Raw genomic sequence first — 15,516 nt, forward strand, 5'->3', positions numbered from 1 at the left:
TTCGTCTCGATCATCGTCCGAACTGAAATATGGCCAGCCAGTTGAAACGTCCAAACTGGCTGACAGCTCCGGTGTTCATGTCGCCCACCTGAAGCAGGAGCGCATTGGTCGAATTGCCGATCTGAGTGATCTCGGCGGTGTTGCTCGTGCCGGACTGGCCGATCAGCGCGTTGGTCGTGCCGCCCATTTGGATCACATTGGCATAGTTGCGTGTCCCGTTCTGGACAATGGTCGCATCGACCGTCCCGGTCCCGCCAATCTCGATGACCCGTGCGATATTAATGCGGCTGCTCTGCTCGATCGTGACCGGCTGCACATTGTTGCCGAACTCCACGACCGTCTCGATGCTGACGTTCCTGTTGGTCACGCTGCGCTGTACCGACCCAGCGGATGCTTCGGTCACCGCGCCCATGGTCGCGAATGCAGCGATCATCGCCAAAGCTTGCCTGCCGCATCTCATCGCCGTTCCCCGTTCACATCAGGTGCCGGTGCGCTCGCGCACGTCTCAGGGGCTGTTTTGAACGATGATCGACGAGTTGACCGCGCCAAATTGCGCGATCGCCCCTGTGTTCATGGTGCCGAGCTGAGACACGAGGCTCGTCGCCGATTGGCCGGTCTGGCCGACAAAGGCGAAATTGTTCACGCCCGCCTGCCCGACCGAAGCCGAATTTGTTCCTCCAAATTGCAGGATCCCGGTGGCGTTGTTGGTGCCGTTCTGGACCACGGTCGCGCTGGTGCTGCCGCCGATCATGAACACGCCTGCCATGTTGAGCTGGCTATTCTGGTTGACCATAACGGGAGGTCCGCCGACCGACACGATGGTCTTGATGTCTGCGGTCTGCGCGACGGCGGGTCCGATGGGTATGAAAAAAAGGCCGACAAAGGCACCGCACGCGACGCCTGAAAATGTCCTCATGACATGCCTCGCAACTGAAAATGGATACGGGATCATGGCGCCTGCTGAAGAATCGTCGAGCCGTTCAGGATTCCGAGTTGGGCCACTCCGGCGGCGTTGTTCGCACCGATCTGGCCGATCAGGCTTGAATTGGAGCCGCCGACCTGGCCAGCCAGCGCGGTGTTGGATGCAGTCGCGGTGGTGCCGCCCTGCCCGATCACCAGCGTGTTGACGGTCGCCAATGATCCCGTCTGTACGGTCGTCGCCTGGTTGGTCGCGCCGAACTGCAGCGTGGTGGCGCTGTTGTTCGTCGAACCGCTCTGGGAAATGAAGGAGTTGTTGGTCGTGCCAAATTGCAGCACGCTGGCCGTGTTGCCGGCCTGGGCATCGGCAGCAGTCAGCATGCTGAGCGTGACGGTCGCCGCGACGAGAAATCTGGTCTGCATTGTCATTTCCTCCGCGAAGGTCGGCCTGCGATTCCTGACGTGGTCCACCGGCCTGATTGCGGTGTTTGCGAGAATGGCCCGGACGCGTCGCAATGTGACGCGCCCGGCCAAACAGGGCTGGCTTAGTGCGCCGTCTGCGAGACGGTGCTCGAGTTGACCCCGAAACCACTGAGCTGACCGACGGCAGCTGAGTTGTTCTGGAGCGCAGCGGGCCCGAACGAATTCTGGGTGATGCCGCTGGTGTTGTTGCCGAAGGCTACCTGGCCGGTGGCCGCCGAGTTCTGCACGCCGATCTGGTTCACGGAGCTCGCGTTGTTGAGCGAGGGCGAGCTCGTGCCCTGCATGGTGCTCGCGCTGTTCAGGATGCCGAGCTGGGTGGTCGACGAGCTGTCGTTTGTGAGGCCGTTCTGCGTGACGCTCGAGCCGTTGACGACGCCGACCTGCACCGTGGTCGAGGTGTTGGCGGCCTGGGCTGCGGAGGACAGAGCGAACAGGGCAACGGAAGCAAAAATAAACTTGCGCATGGAATATCCCTTTCTAACCAAGTTGTCTGACTGGTGTGAGATGCCGGTCCTGGAGGAGGTCGACATCGTGGGATCACTCTGAACCGGTCTTACGGCGCGCGACAGACTGCAGTTCATGCTAGGCGGTACGGACTAGACGATGTGCGGCACGTCGGCACACGCGAGCCTAGGCTTGCGACTGGTTCGCACCGCTCCGCGCCGTCTCATGCGCCATGCTGTCGATCAGCCGCGCCACTTCGATCGGTGAACGCAGTTCGAGCTTTCGCATCATCCTGGCGCGATGCACCTTGACCGTCACTTCGCTGAGCTGGAGCTTTGCTGCAATCTGCTTGGCGACCAGCCCCTCCGCCATCAGCAGCATGATCTCCCGCTCCCGCGCCGTCAGAGTCTCGATGCGCTGGCGAGCCTCCCGCACCGCATCTTCCCGCTCCATGCGCCTGCGATCGCGCTCGATGCCGTGCCTGATCGCATCGAGGATCTCCTGTTCGCGGAAGGGCTTTGGTAGAAATTCGACCGCGCCGCGCTTCATGGCCTCGACGGAGACGCGCACGTCCGAATGGCCGCTGATGAAGACGATCGGTATCGCCACACCCGATTCAGCGAGCCTGCGCTGAAGCTCGAGCCCGGTCGGCGACGTGCCGGGAAAGCGAACGTCGAGCACGAGGCATGAAGGACCGTCCGAAAGACTCTCGGTGAGGAATTCATCCGTCGAGGCAAACAGCCTCACCTGATGTCCGGTCTCTTCGCAAAGGCTGCCAATCGCGCTTCGTATCTGGATTTCGTCGTCAACGACATAAACTGTGGCCTGATTTGAACTCATTGCGAAAGACTCCGGACCTGGCGCTCGCTGATTTAGCAACGAGCCATCCATTGTTCTTGCAAGCGACACAAGGTGCTTGAGGGCAGCGGCGCGAATCGGCCGAGTCGTGTCGGCTCGCCGGCTCCACGTCTTACGACCAACATCCGGCCGACGCGAGTGAAGGCGTTCACATATCGAGCTTCGTGATCGGAGGGTTTCGACGTCGCCATCTGCGGTGCCACGGCGAAGCGCCGTAACGACAATGCGGCAAGCAGGCGTTCCGGCCGCGATATCGGCAGCTGCATCATGGCGTCGCCACTCATGCGCCGACTGGCAGCCGCTTCCGGCAGTCCAGACGGGACGTTCAGTCAGCTTATCGAGTTCGATACCGCGCGCACCTTTTCGATACGCTCGGTATACGTTTCGCGCAAATCACGAAAAGGCGCACGCGCGGACTTTACTTCTGGATCATGGAGCGCACCCGTCCGTCGCACTAAGAACGACGACATATTGTCGAGACGCTGGATATTGCCCCTGGCGATATACAACCACAGCGCGATACAACCATAGTGCGATATTCGGTTTTCCGCCCCCAATCATTTCAAGAGGCGGGTTTTTGATATGCGATTTGTGACAGTCATTCTCTTGCTCGGAACCACAACCGGTCTCGCCGCCATCTGCGGCATCCAACCGGCGATCATCGCAGGAGCCACGGCGAGTACGGCGGACGCGGCGGTTCGCGCGTACCAGTCGGCAAAGCGGCTCCTTGTGCCGTCCGGGCACGAAGCCCCCACGTTCGGAGTGGACGCGCCGGTGTTCCGCTACGCCGCGATCCAGCGCGGCAGCATCGAGCAGACCGTCACCGTCACGGGTGCCCTGCAACCGGTCAAGACGATCGAGGTCGGCTCACAATTGTCAGGCCAGCTCGCGCGGGTCTACGTCGATTTCAACGATACCGTCGCCAAGGACCAGCCGCTCGCCCTGATCGATCCCCGCAGCTTCGCGGCCAAGGTCGACGAGGCCAAGGCGGCGGTGGAGGTGGCCAACTCCTTCGTCGACCTGGAGCGGGCCAAGCTCGACCGCGCCAGGATCGATCTGCAGAACGCGAGGGGGAGCCGGGAGGTCCTGGCGGCCAAGCTCGAAAGCGCACAGGCACTCAAGGCCTCGGCGCAGAAGACGTTGCAGCGCAAACTCGCGCTTCAGTCGCAGAATGTGGTTGCAGTCACGGCGGTCGACGACGCCCAGACGGAATTCACCGCGCGGCTGGCCCAGGAGCGAGAGGCCGATGTCCTGATGTCCCTGAACGCCTACTCGGTGGACGGCGCGCAGGCCGACGTGCGCCGGATCGAGGCCGAGCTGGAACAGGCCAGAATGGCCGTCCCGGAGAAAGCAGCCGTGCTTGCGGCCGCCCAGGCCGATCTTGATCGCACCGTGATCCGCTCGCCGATCGATGGCGTCGTGGTCGGCAGGTTCGTCAACGAAGGTCAGACGCTGGCGGTCGGCCTCGAATCGCGAACGACCTTCGTGGTCGCCCACCGCCTCGAGGACATGGAGATCCACGCACAGGTCGACGAAGCTGATATCGGACGTATCGCGTCCGGCCAGCGCGCTCATTTCACGGTAGATGCCTATCCCGACCGTCGCTTCGAAGCGACGGTCCGGCAGGTGCGCAAGGCACCGCAGAACCAGCAGCATGTGGTGACCTATACCGTCGTCCTGGCAACCTCAAATCTCGACGGCGCGCTGCTTCCCGGCATGACGGCCCTCGTGAAGATCGTGATCGAACGGCAGGACGACGTGCTGCGAGTGCCGCTCGCCGCCCTGCGCTTCCAGCCGTCGGGCACGCGCCCGGACACGGCTTCGGCACGCAGCGGCGTGTGGGTGCGCACCGCCAGCGGCTCGCTTCGGCGCATCCCTGTGACCGTAGGCACTTCGGGCGCGGAACAGGTCGCGCTCAAGAGCGGTGAGCTCACCGAAGGCAGCCAGGTCGTGGTCGGACAGGCCATCCGGCCGGCGGGCATCGAATTCTTTGGAATCAGGTTTGGATCATGACAGGCCTCCTGCCCCTCATCAGCCTGCGATCGGTGTGCAGAACCTATCGCGCGGACGGGATCGCGGTGACCGCAGTCCGCAACGTCAGCTTCGACATCGACCCGGGCGAGATCCTTGCCGTGATGGGACCATCCGGCTCCGGCAAGTCGACCCTCATGAACATGATCGGCCTGCTCGACCTGCCGAGCGAGGGCGCGATCTATCTCGAGGGAGCAAATGTCGCCGAGCTCTCGGAGGACCGCAGGTCGTCGCTGCGGGCTCGCAGCATCGGCTTCGTATTCCAGTCCTACAACCTTCTCGCGCGCCACAATGCCATCGAGAATGTCGCGCTTCCGCTCGTCTATTGCGGCGTGGGTCGCAAGGAGCGCCTGACGCGCGCCGAGCAGAGCCTGGAAGCGGTCGGCATGCTGCACCGGGCAAGTCATTTTCCACGCCAGCTCTCGGGCGGCGAGCAGCAACGCGTAGCGATCGCCCGCGCGTTGATCGCCTCGCCCCTGATCGTGCTTGCCGACGAGCCGACCGGGGCGCTCGACAGCCGTACCGGTGCCGAGATCCTGGCGCTATTCGCCGCACTCAACCGGTCCGGCCAGACCATCGTGATGATCACGCACGATCCCGGCATCGCAACGCAGTGCAGGCGCACGATCCGCCTCCATGACGGCGAGCTCGTCAGCGACGAAACGCCAGCCTTGGTGCCGGCGAAACGGAGCGTTGCGCCATGACGATGCTTCAAGGCTTCCAGATCGCACTGCACGCGCTGCGCCTCAACCCGCTGCGCAGTTTCCTCACCATGCTCGGCATCGTGATCGGCGTCGCGTCGATCGTGACGGTCTTCGCGATCGGCGCCGGCGCACAACTTCGTCTCCAGGAACAGATCCGCTCGATCGGCGCCAACGTGCTGATGATCACGCCGGGCGCGGTCTACCAGGGCGGCGTGCGCCTCAAGGAAGGCAGCAAGCTGACGATGACGGAAAGCGACGTGCAGGCCATCCTCGAGCAGATCCCGGAGATCCAGGCCGCCGCCGGCTCGATCGCCGGAACCGCGCAGGTCATCCACGAGAGCAAGAACTGGAATACGACGATCAACGGCACGACCACCGGGCACTTCATGGTGCGCGACTGGCAGCTTGCGTCCGGACGCTATTTCTCCGCCACCGAGGAGGCCGGCGCCGGAAAGGTCGTTGTGCTCGGAAGCACGGTCGCACGTGAGCTGTTCGCGCCTGGCGCCGACCCGATCGGCGCGCAGGTCAGGATCATGAAGGTCCCGCTCGAGGTGGTCGGCGTTCTCGATCGCAAGGGACCCGCCCAGGATGACGTCGCCTTCGTGCCCCTGACCACGGCCAAGCTGCGCTTTCTCGGCAGCGCGAGCAACATCAACCGGGATTCGGTCGCCTACATCATCGCGAAGGTGACCGCCGACAGTCAGATGTCGGGGGCGCGATCCGAGATCGAGAACCTGCTGCGGCAGCGGCATCGGATTCTCGCCGGCCAGGAAGACGACTTCAAGGTCCAGGATCCGGCCGCGGCCATGGAGGCGCAGCAGGGAGCAATCCGCACCGTCGCGCTCCTGCTCGTCGCCATCGCCTCGGTCTCGCTGCTGGTCGGCGGCATCAGCATCATGAATGTCATGATCGTGTCGGTCACCGAGCGCACCCGCGAAATCGGCATCCGCCGCGCGCTTGGCGGGCGGATGCGCGACATCCGCCTCCAGTTTCTCTGCGAGGCGCTCGTCCTCTGCCTTCTCGGCGGCATCATCGGCGTCGCCGGTGGCGTCACGCTCTCGATGACGGTCGCACGCATGGCCGGCTGGATCACCTCGATCGACGGCGAAGCGATTGGCCTCGCCCTGGTCTTCTCGATCGCGACCGGCCTCACCTTCGGTTTCTATCCCGCGCACAAGGCGTCCAAGCTCAGTCCGATCGAGGCACTCAAGACGGAGTGAGAACATGCTGGGGTGTTCGCATCAACCAAAAGGCCACGGAGGAGCTAGTCATGAGCCCGGATCCGAAAGATTCGATCACACCAACTCCACGCGAGCGCGAGCTGATGATGCTGATCGCGCGGGGGATGCAGAACAAGAACATCGCCTACGAGCTCAAGATCTCGGAAAACACGGTGCGGGCCCATATCGGCAACATCATGCGCAAGTACCGCCTCCATAACCGGACCCAGATCGCGATCATTTTTGCGCTGCAGGCAGCGCCGCCATCGCTGTGGCTCGATCCGGGCAGCACAGAAGGCTACCCGCCGGCGGCGAAACCTGCGCAGGTGCTCGCACAAAATCCCCGGGTGCTGACGGCGCCGGAGTGACGGCCGGCTCATCCCACCCTCTCTGTCCCTCTTGCATGCGTCGCCGCTCTTGTAACAAAACTGTCATGCAGCAAAACTAAACGATGGCGGGGGGCCGCGGTCGGCCGCCAAGCCGCCTCATCGCAGGCAGGGAGAAATTTGATGCGCCGCTCACTGGTGTTGCTGTCCGCCGGACTGACAGTGCTGTCCACCGGACTTTCAAGTGGACCTGCCTCCGCCCAGAACAACACGCCCCGTAACCTGATCCTGTTCATCCCCGACGGCCTGCGCGCGCTGAAGGTCACGCCCGAGACCACACCGGCAATGGCCGAGGTCCGCGACAAGGGCGTCAATTTCAAGAACCCGCACTCGCTCTTCCCGACCTTCACCATGGCCAACGGCTCGGCTATGTCGACCGGCCATTATCTCGGCGATACCGGCGTGTTCTCCAACACGATCTGGACGAATTACACCTCCGTGCCTGCCGGCGACACCGTAGTACCCTTCATCGAGAACGATGCCGTGCTCGGCGACATCGACGAGCATTTCAAGGGCGACTATCTCAACGAAGAGACCATTCTGAAGATGGCCCGCGACAAGGGCCTCAGCACGGCGGCGATCGGCAAGGTCGGTCCGACCTACCAGTTCGACCACACGGACAAGCCCGAAAAGGCCGGCCTGCATTCGGTCGTGTTCGACGATTCCACCGGCGGCAAGAACGGTGTGGCGCTGTCGGACGAGGTGAAGGACGCGCTGACCAAGGCGGGCCTGCCCCTCGCCACCCCGCCGCGCGGCGACAACAGCAAGGCCGGCGACGCCAAGACGCCCGGCACCACAGTGGCCAACGTCGCGCAGCAGGCCTATTTCGCCGACGTCGCCGCCAAGGTGGTGCTGCCGATGTTCAAGGCGCGCAACAAGCCGTTCGTGCTGGTGTTCTGGTCGCGCGACCCTGATGGCAGCCAGCACAACACCGGCGACAGCCTCAACCAGATCAAGCCCGGCATCAACGGCCCGACCTCGATGGCCGGCATCAGGAACGCCGACAACAACCTCGCCCAGATCCGCAAGGCGCTGGACGAGCTCGGGCTCGCCGCCAACACCAACATCATGGTCCAGGCCGACCATGGCTTTTCGACCATCTCCAAGGAAAGCAAGACCAGCCCCTCGGCCAAGCTCAGCTACGACGACACGCCGAAGGACTTCTTGCCGATGGGCTTCCTGGCGCTCGACCTCGCCAAGGCGCTCGAGCTGCCGCTGTTCGACCCCAACGACAAGAACGCAAAGATCGAGGGCAACAAGCATCCGAAGGCCGGCAACGGCGTGCTCGGAAAGGATCCGACCAAGCCCGACCTCGTCGTTGCCACCAATGGCGGCTCCGACCTGATCTATCTGCCGAACAAGGACAAGAAGCTCGCGGCAAAGACCGTCAAGGCGCTGCTCGAGCAGGACTACGTCTCCGGCCTGTTCGTCGACGATTCGCTCGGCCGCATCCCCGGCACGCTGCCGCTGTCGAGCATCAATCTGCGCGGCAAGTCGGCGACGCCGACACCCGCGATCGTTGTCAACTTCCGCTCCTATGCCAGCGATTGCGGCGAGGCGCCGACCAACTGCTCGGTGCAGGTCGCCGACACCGTCTTGCGACAGGGCCAGGGCATGCATGGCAGCTTCAGCCGCGGCGACACCATGAACTTCATGGCCGCCATCGGCCCGGACTTCAAAGCCGGCTATGTCAGCGCGATCCCGGTCAGTAATGCCGATGTCGGCATGACGGCCGCCCGGCTGATGGGGCTGCGCGCCTCGGAGAAGGGAGACCTGGTCGGCCGCGTGATATCGGAGGCCATGCCCAACGGCACCGTGCCGAAAGCCTATGCCGGCACGATGAAATCCAAGCCCGCCGAGGGCGGCCTGACCACCGTGCTGAATTTCCAGCGCGTCGGCAGCCAGCGCTATTTCGACGCCGCCGGCTTCCCGGGCCGCACACTCGGGCTCGAGGCGGATGCCGGCAAACAAAAAACGGCGGGGGAATACCCCCGCCGCTCAAAATGCTCCTCGCGAGAGGCGCAGAATCTCACATGCCGATGTCGAACACGTTCGGCAATTGGCCCGCCAAAGGCAGCGCGGTGGCGCCGAGGAAGGTCGCCACCATCGCCATCAGGCGACGGTTGTTCTGGCGCTTGCCGCGCATCTGGCCGGCGATCCACTCCAGCATCTCGCTGTTGACCTTGGAGGCGTAGGTCGGCGCCCAGCTCTCGATGTCGGCCGACAGCGCGACGCTGCGCGGCGGCACCTTCAGCCCCGAGGCGCTTGCGGCGTAGTGAGCGACGGCCTTGGCGAGCAGGTCGTCGAACCGGCCGCCATCGGAGCGCTCGGTTGCGGCTTCATTGATCTCGAACAGCGCTTCGGCTTCGGCGCGGCTGATCGGCTGGTCGTTGACGGCCGTGGCGGTCAGGATACGCGTGCACCAGGCGGTGTCATCGGCATCGAGCGAGCGGGAAAAGTGGACCCGCCCCCTGGTGGTCGGGCCTTCGCCCGTGATCACACCATCGCGCACGATGGTCAGGGCATGGGCCGCGGTATCGCGGCAGGACGGTTCGAGGGACGGCGACTCAACGGACTTCGGCACTGCGGCAGACATAGTTCACTTCCAGATTTCTTCTGATCGACCAGCATTTTCATGCGGACGTAAAGGGGTGGTTAACGATTCGATACGGGGATCGCGACTTTTCTCAATGGTTGCCAATTGGTCGCTGTCAGGTCCGCTTTGGTTTTATCGAACGTCGGGCGAGCGTGATGCGGGTCATAAAAGGCTTTATCGGGGCAATCGAGACCGTGCGGCTCCGGTGGAGGTGTTCGCCGCAGGCGCCGCTGTAACAGAAAGGTGCTAGGAAATGGGCCCTTCAGGGAATGAATTCACATTTTACTTGAAGCGGTTCACTTGAGCGCGACGACCCCCTATACTGCCCGTGACGGAAAAGGTTAATTCCCAAGTAAATTCAATGCGATGAGGTAGAACCATGACACTTCCGATTGGCGCCACCGCGCCCGACTTCGAAGCCGAAACCACCGAGGGGAAGATCAAGTTCCACGACTGGATCGGCAACAGCTGGGCCCTGCTGTTCTCGCACCCCAAGGACTTCACGCCGGTTTGTACGACCGAGCTCGGCGCTCTCGCCAAGCTGAAGCCGGAATTCGACAAGCGCGGAGTCAAGCTGATGGGCCTCTCGGTCGACCCAGTCGACCGCCATTCCAAATGGTCCGAAGACATCAAGGAGACGCAAGGCGCGGCTCCGAACTATCCGATGATCGGCGACACCGACTTCAACGTCTCGAAGCTGTACGGCATGCTGCCGGCTTCGACCTCGGGCGATCCCCTCACCCGCACGCCGGCCGACAACCAGACCGTCCGCAACGTCTTCATCATCGGACCGGACAAGAAAATCAAGCTGGTGCTGGTCTACCCGATGACGACCGGCCGGAATTTTCAGGAGATCCTGCGCGTCATCGACTCGCTCCAGCTCACCGCCAAGCATCGCGTCGCGACGCCGGCCGACTGGTCGCAGGGTGACGACGTCATCATCGCGGGCTCGGTCTCCAACGACGAGGCCAAGACGATCTACCCGCAGGGCTGGAAGGAACCCAAGCCCTACATCCGGATCGTGCCGCAGCCGAAATAACCCACGATCATTTCGGGGCGGTGCATCGGCATCGCCCCGATAAGCTTACGCCGCGTGCACGCGCTCGAGGAAACCCTCGACCTCGGCCTTCAGGTGCAGGCTCTCGCCCGACAGTGCCTGGGCGGAGGCAAACATCCGGCTGGAAGTCTCGCCCGTCTCGTTCGCGCCCTCGGCGGCGTGACGGACGTTGACGGCGACATCGGCGGTGCCCGATACGGCCGCACGAACGCTGGCCACGATGTTGTGGGTCGCGCTCTTCTGCTGTTCCACCGCAGCCGAGATCGAGCCGGCGATGCCGCTGATGCGCTCGATGGTCTGGCTGATCGCCCTGATGGCGGCGACAGACTCCTCGGTCGCAAGCTGCATGCTGGCGATCTGGTTCGAGATCTCGTCGGTCGCCTTGGCGGTCTGGCCGGCGAGCGTCTTGACCTCCTGTGCCACCACCGCAAAACCGCGGCCCGCATCGCCCGCGCGCGCGGCCTCGATGGTGGCGTTCAGCGCCAGGAGATTGGTCTGCTCGGCGATCGAGGTGATCAGCTTGACGACGTCGCCGATGCGCGCCCCGGCCTCGGAAAGCTGCGCGATACGCTGATCGGTCGCCTCGGCCTGCCGCACCGCCTCGGCGGAAATCTCGTTCGATTCCTGCACCCGGCGGGTGATCTCGGAGATGGATTGAGACAGCTCGTCGGAGGCCGACGCCGCCGAACGCACGTGCCCGGAGGCAGTTTCGGAAGCTCCGGCCGACCGCGCCGACAGATCGGCGGTGGAGCGTGCGGTGTCGGTGAGTTGCCGAGCCGTCCGTTCGAATTCGCCTGACGATGTCAGCACCTTGTCGAGGATGCCGCCGACGCTGCCGCGGAACTGCTCGACGAAATTGCGCAGGTCGGATTTGCGCTGCTCGATTGCTGCAGCCGAAGCCGCCGCGTGCTCGCTGCGCAAGCGCGACCGCTCCAGCGAATTGCTCTTGAACACCGCGACCGTGCGCGCGATCTCGCCGATCTCGTCGGCGCGATCCTCGCAATCAATCGTGACGTCGCTCTGGCCTTCGGCGAGCGCCGTCAGCGACCGCGTGACCGAGATGAGCGGCTTGGTGACACGGCGGACGACCAGCAAGGTGAGGATCAGCACCAGCAGCGCGGCGAGCCCGGCGGCGATCGCCATGCTCTCGATCGCCTGGGTCAGCATGCTCTCGAACTGGGCCATCGGGATGCCGACGTAGAGAATGCCGACGACCTTGCCGGTCGCATCTGCGACCGGGAAATAGGCGGTCATGAAGGATTTGCCGAACAGCGTGGCCGGGCCCTTGTAGGCCTCCCCACGGCGCAGGACGGCTTGCGCCGGATGGTCGGCGGCAAGCTGGGTGCCGACGGCGCGGTCGCCGTTTTCCTTCTTCACGTTGGTCGAACGGCGGACGAACTGCCCGCTCGCATCGTCATAAACGAACAGGGTGGCGTTGCCTCCGACATAGGACACCGCGCGATCGACGATGGCGTGATCCCTGAACTCGGGCATCTTGGCAATCTCGGCGCGCGCGACCGCGCCATCCCGCATCGTGATCTTGGCGTCGGGAACGACCTCGGCAAAGGCCAGCGCCAGCGTGCGCAAACTCACATCGATGTCGCGGAGCGCACGATCGTTGACAGCGGAGGTGAGCGACCAATAGCCGGCGCCGACCACGAGCGCTGTATTCACAGCGATCAGCAACGCGGCGCATAGGACCGCTTTGGTGCCAAGCTTGAATTGCGGCAAGAACTTCGCCGTCGGACGGTTTGACATGAATGGAACTACCCCTGGAATTCCTGCATATTGATGCAATCGGCTTACGGCCGCATTAACGGCGGTTCACACCGCCCCGCGCGGAATGCTTTCCAGATTGTAAACGAGGTCGCCCCTGACCACCCCAAGCCCGCCGCCCATCATCGTCTGGTTCCGCGATGATCTCCGCCTGTCCGACCACCCCGCCCTCCACGCCGCCGCCAACACCGGCGCGCCGGTCATTTGCCTTTGTGTGCTGGATGACGCCGCCGGTCGCGCACCGGGCGGCGCGGCACGCTGGTGGCTGGCGCAGTCGCTGCGGGCACTTGGCGCCGATATCGGCGCGCGCGGCGGATCGCTGATCCTGCGCAAGGGGCCGGCGGCCAGGGTGATCATGGAGGTGGTCCGCGAGAGCGGAGCCGGCGCCGTCTACTGGAACGGGATCGCGCAGAGGCCGCATCAGGCCATCGAGAAACAGCTCGAAGCGACGCTGGCAAAGCTCGGCCTGGACTCGCAAAGTTTCCCCGGCGACTTGCTCGTCCCGCCCGCGGCGATCCGCAACAATGAAGGCCGCGGCCTTCGCGTATTCACGCCGTTCTGGCGGCGCGTGCTGTCGCTCGGCGACCCGCCAAAACCCCTGCCGGCACCGAAGGCGCTTCGCGCGGCGCCCAAGCTCGCCAGCGACGCACTGGAGAGCTGGAAGCTCGAGCCGACCGAGCCCGACTGGTCCGGCGGCCTGCGCGAGACCTGGACCCCGGGCGAAGCCTCCGCCCGCGCCCGCCTGCGCGACTTCCTCAAGCGCACCGCAGTCGGCTATATCGGCGATCGCGACCGCCCGGATCGCGAAGGCACCTCGAGCCTGTCGCCGCATCTGAGGTTCGGCGAGCTCAGCCCGCGCCAAGTCTGGCACGCCGCGCGCTTCGCCGCCGCGGAAAATCCTGCCATCGGATCCGGCGTCGACAAGTTCCTGAGCGAGCTCGGCTGGCGCGAATTCTGCCGCCACCTGCTTCACGATCACCCCGACCTTGCGACCGAAAACCTGCAATCGAACTTCGACGGCTTCCCATGGAAAGGCGACAAGAAGGCGCTCGCGGCCTGGCAGCGCGGGCGCACCGGCTATCCCATCGTCGACGCCGGCCTGCGCCAGCTCTGGCACACCGGGGTGATGCACAACCGGGTTCGGATGGTGGTCGCCTCGTTGCTGGTCAAGCACCTCCTGATCGACTGGCGCGACGGCGAGAGCTGGTTCTGGGACACGCTTGTCGATGCGGATGCCGGCAGCAATCCCGCCAACTGGCAGTGGGTCGCCGGCTGCGGCGCGGATGCGGCACCCTATTTCCGCGTCTTCAACCCAACGCTCCAGGGCGAGAAGTTCGACCCTGACGGAACCTACGTTCGGCGCTGGGTGCCGGAGCTGAAAGACGTTCCGGCCAAGCTGATCCACCAGCCCTGGCAGGCAACGCCGATCGAGCTGGCAAGCGTCGGCGTCACGCTCGGCAAGACCTATCCGCAACCGATCGTCGATCATGCCAAGGGACGCGAGCGCGCGCTCGCCGCCTACGCAAAGATCCGCAAAGGTTGAGCGTTGCTTTGACACAATTTTGAAACCCGCTATCGTCGTCGCTCCATACAAACCGTGGGGGACGATATGGACGACGAGAAGCCGATCACCGAACAGGCGATGGAGACGATCACCACCGCCGTGGAAGCGACCAAGGAAGCCGCAGTCACCGCCGTCAAGAAGGTCAGGAAAGCCGCCAAGAAGGTCGCGAAGAAAGTAGTGCCGAAGAAGGCCGCCAAGAATACGTCGAAGAAGGCGGCAAAGAAGTCGTCGAAGAAAGCGGCCAAGAAAACCGCGAGGAAAACCACGAAGAAGGCCGCCAAGAAGGCTCCGAAGAAGGCTCCAAAGAAAGCCGCCAAGAAGAAAAAGGCCAAGAAGGCCAAGCGCTGATCCCGGCCCAGGGTTAGGCCAAGGAAAGGTCGAGGATAGGTCAAGGATAGACCAGAGCAAGCCTCCGGGTGCGGGCGCGCCCGGAGGCTTTGCGGCAAAGCGCCCTGCCCTCGCCGCCCCGATGCGCGCCTGCCCGGATGGCGGGCGTCTTGGGGATCGCAAAATTCGCTGCGACTGCTTGGGCGCGGCACGTCGGGGATGTGTTCCAGCGCTCCGGCCTTTCGGCCTAAAAGCGCCGATTGACCACGAACACCGCCGCCGCGCACATCGCCATGCCGGCAATCGCGAGCGCATCGAGCTTCTCGCCGAACAGAAGATAGGCCATCAGCGCCGTGACGGCTGGTACCAGGTAGAACAGGCTCGCAACCGAGGTCGCCGCGGCATGCCGGATCAGCCAGTACAATAGCCCGATCGATCCGATCGAGAGCGCGACGGCGAGCCAGGCGAGCGCGAGCACGAACTCCCGGGTCCAGTGCACTACGCGATCCTCGAACAGGAAGGCGCCGATCGCGAAGAAGATCGTGACGGACACGTACTGCACGAGATTGCCGGCGCGCCAGTCGATGTGGTTGCAGTAGCGGCGCTGATAGAGCGTGCCGAGCGTGATGCTGATCAGCGCGACAACCGAGGCAAGCCATCCGAGCCCGGCTTCGCCGGTCATGGGACGGCCGTGCAGGATCAGCATCACGCCGCCGAGGCCAAGCACGAGACCCGCCCATTGCACCGGCGTCACCTTCTCGCCGAGCCAGCGGTTGGCGATGGTCGAGGTCAGGATCGGCTGAAGGCCTGGAATCAGCGCGGAGAGCCCGGCCGGAATCGAGTGCGCGATCGCGATTGCGGTGCCGCCGAGATAGAAGCCATGGACGAGGATGCCGGCAACCGCGCTGTGCGCGATTCCGATCCGGTCCGGCCATTTCGGACGCGCGATCGCTGCGATGATCGCCATCAGACCGACCACGATCGCCATGCGGATGGCGAGATAGGTCAAGGGATCGGCGTTGTTGATGACGTATTTGGTGCCGATGAATCCGGTGCTCCAGAGCAGGACGAACAGGATCGGCGCGGCGCGGGCGGTCAGTGCTTCTTGATTATGGTTCATTACCGCCCTCATTGCCCCATGGGCGGTCTATG

The 15,516-nt window shown here is 64.0% G+C and carries 15 protein-coding genes and 1 pseudogene; 8 read left to right on the forward strand and 8 right to left on the reverse strand.

Translation table 11 applies throughout. The features are described from left to right. Positions 1 to 10 precede the first annotated feature (10 nt). From NR187_RS27540 to NR187_RS27560, 5 genes are all read right to left on the reverse strand, one after another. Positions 11 to 433 (reverse strand): curlin, encoded by a 423-nt coding sequence (locus NR187_RS27540; RefSeq protein WP_262048930.1) that lies wholly within the window; start codon positions 431 to 433, stop codon positions 11 to 13. A gap of 72 nt (positions 434 to 505) precedes the next feature. Continuing rightward, on the reverse strand, positions 506 to 916 hold the full coding sequence (locus NR187_RS27545; protein ID WP_211386715.1) for a curlin: 411 nt from the start codon (positions 914 to 916) through the stop codon (positions 506 to 508). 32 nt (positions 917 to 948) lie between these two features. After that, complete coding sequence (locus tag NR187_RS27550) at positions 949 to 1,341, reverse strand: curlin (RefSeq protein WP_211386557.1); 393 nt, start codon at positions 1,339 to 1,341, stop codon at positions 949 to 951. Between the two features lie 122 nt (positions 1,342 to 1,463). Continuing rightward, entirely contained in the window at positions 1,464 to 1,865 is a 402-nt protein-coding gene (locus tag NR187_RS27555; protein WP_211386559.1) for a curlin subunit CsgB, read from the reverse strand. A gap of 166 nt (positions 1,866 to 2,031) precedes the next feature. Then, a complete protein-coding gene (locus NR187_RS27560; protein ID WP_211386560.1) occupies positions 2,032 to 2,685 on the reverse strand; it encodes a response regulator transcription factor in 654 nt (217 codons plus the stop codon). 600 nt (positions 2,686 to 3,285) lie between these two features. Between NR187_RS27560 and NR187_RS27565 the strand changes: the two genes are divergently transcribed. The 5 genes and pseudogenes from NR187_RS27565 to NR187_RS35035 form a co-directional block, all read left to right on the forward strand. Next, positions 3,286 to 4,716: an efflux RND transporter periplasmic adaptor subunit gene (locus NR187_RS27565; RefSeq protein WP_211386561.1), complete on the forward strand. Its 1,431-nt coding sequence runs from the start codon at positions 3,286 to 3,288 to the stop codon at positions 4,714 to 4,716. Continuing rightward, complete coding sequence (locus tag NR187_RS27570; RefSeq protein WP_256808317.1) at positions 4,713 to 5,438, forward strand: ABC transporter ATP-binding protein; 726 nt, start codon at positions 4,713 to 4,715, stop codon at positions 5,436 to 5,438. The genes NR187_RS27565 and NR187_RS27570 overlap by 4 nt, the downstream gene beginning before the upstream one ends. Continuing rightward, entirely contained in the window at positions 5,435 to 6,658 is a 1,224-nt protein-coding gene (locus NR187_RS27575; RefSeq protein WP_256808318.1) for an ABC transporter permease, read from the forward strand. The genes NR187_RS27570 and NR187_RS27575 overlap by 4 nt, the downstream gene beginning before the upstream one ends. A 50-nt stretch (positions 6,659 to 6,708) precedes the next feature. After that, positions 6,709 to 7,026 (forward strand): response regulator transcription factor, encoded by a 318-nt coding sequence (locus tag NR187_RS27580; RefSeq protein ID WP_211386571.1) that lies wholly within the window; start codon positions 6,709 to 6,711, stop codon positions 7,024 to 7,026. Positions 7,027 to 7,167: 141 nt separating this feature from the next. Continuing rightward, a pseudogene (locus tag NR187_RS35035) lies at positions 7,168 to 8,100 on the forward strand (alkaline phosphatase family protein); the annotation flags it as partial. 973 nt (positions 8,101 to 9,073) lie between these two features. On the opposite strand, the gene NR187_RS27590 reads toward NR187_RS35035, so the two are convergent. After that, positions 9,074 to 9,640, reverse strand: coding sequence for a hypothetical protein (locus NR187_RS27590; protein ID WP_211386575.1), 567 nt, complete (start codon positions 9,638 to 9,640; stop codon positions 9,074 to 9,076). 379 nt (positions 9,641 to 10,019) lie between these two features. On the opposite strand from NR187_RS27590, the gene NR187_RS27595 reads away from it, so the two are divergent. Continuing rightward, on the forward strand, positions 10,020 to 10,679 hold the full coding sequence (locus NR187_RS27595; RefSeq protein WP_194482323.1) for a peroxiredoxin: 660 nt from the start codon (positions 10,020 to 10,022) through the stop codon (positions 10,677 to 10,679). A gap of 45 nt (positions 10,680 to 10,724) precedes the next feature. On the opposite strand, the gene NR187_RS27600 is transcribed toward NR187_RS27595, so the two are convergent. After that, a complete protein-coding gene (locus NR187_RS27600; protein ID WP_256808321.1) occupies positions 10,725 to 12,455 on the reverse strand; it encodes a methyl-accepting chemotaxis protein in 1,731 nt (576 codons plus the stop codon). A gap of 169 nt (positions 12,456 to 12,624) precedes the next feature. Between NR187_RS27600 and NR187_RS27605 the strand changes: the two genes are divergently transcribed. Together NR187_RS27605 and NR187_RS27610 are read left to right on the forward strand one after the other, a co-directional pair. Next, complete coding sequence (locus tag NR187_RS27605) at positions 12,625 to 14,016, forward strand: deoxyribodipyrimidine photo-lyase (protein WP_256808404.1); 1,392 nt, start codon at positions 12,625 to 12,627, stop codon at positions 14,014 to 14,016. Positions 14,017 to 14,082: 66 nt separating this feature from the next. After that, the gene (locus tag NR187_RS27610; protein WP_211386583.1) at positions 14,083 to 14,385 is read left to right on the forward strand and encodes a histone; all 303 of its coding nucleotides are present in this window, start codon (positions 14,083 to 14,085) and stop codon (positions 14,383 to 14,385) included. A 226-nt stretch (positions 14,386 to 14,611) separates the two neighbouring features. On the opposite strand, the gene NR187_RS27615 is transcribed toward NR187_RS27610, so the two are convergent. Then, a complete protein-coding gene (locus NR187_RS27615) occupies positions 14,612 to 15,484 on the reverse strand; it encodes a DMT family transporter (RefSeq protein WP_211386585.1) in 873 nt (290 codons plus the stop codon). Between the last annotated feature and the right edge of the window lie 32 nt (positions 15,485 to 15,516).

Origin of the sequence: Bradyrhizobium sp. Bra64 (assembly GCF_024519875.1) — a bacterium.
Classification (GTDB): domain Bacteria; phylum Pseudomonadota; class Alphaproteobacteria; order Rhizobiales; family Xanthobacteraceae; genus Bradyrhizobium; species Bradyrhizobium japonicum_G.